Source organism: Caballeronia choica (assembly GCF_001544535.1).
Taxonomy (GTDB): domain Bacteria; phylum Pseudomonadota; class Gammaproteobacteria; order Burkholderiales; family Burkholderiaceae; genus Caballeronia; species Caballeronia choica.
In genome coordinates this window covers 1-563 of record NZ_FCON02000617.1, presented here as the reverse complement: position 1 = coordinate 563, position 563 = coordinate 1, and the positions used below count along the sequence as shown (strand labels likewise).

General features: G+C 64.3%; 1 protein-coding gene. It reads left to right on the top strand.

Going from position 1 to position 563, the window contains the following annotated elements:
- On the top strand, window positions 1-563 hold a 563-nt coding region (locus AWB68_RS46010), incomplete at both ends, for a 2-oxoacid:acceptor oxidoreductase family protein (protein WP_200829003.1).

Sequence of the window (563 nt, the reverse complement as noted above, 5' to 3'; positions counted from 1 at the left end):
CAGAACACTTGCAACAAGGACTTTTCCTGCGTCAAGGGCTTCTGCCCGAGCTTTGTCACGGTTGAAGGCGGGCAGCTGAAAAAACCCGAGGCAGCACGCAAGACGCAGCTTGCAGATATGCCTGCCCTGCCTGAGCCGAAGCTGCCGCACGCCACGGTCGCGCAGCGCATCGTGGTGGCGGGCGTGGGCGGCACCGGCATCGTCACCATCGGACAAGTGCTCGGCATGGCGGCGCACCTCGAAGGCAAGTGCGTGATCACTCAGGATGCAACTGGCATGGCGCAGATGGGCGGCGCCACCTGGAGCCACATTCAGATCGCCGATGACGCCGATGCCCTGCATGCGACGCGGGTCGATGTCGCGATGGCAGATTTGGTCATCGCCTGCGACACGGTCGTCGGCGCCAACAAGTCGACCTTGTCCACCATGTTGCCTGGCCGTACTTTTGTCGTGCTCAACAGCCACGTGACGCCGACTGCGGCGTTCGTGCGCAATCCCGATTGGCAGGCTCCGACCGACGAGGCGGTAGCGGCGATCTCGCGCGGGGTTGGCGCGAGCCAGCT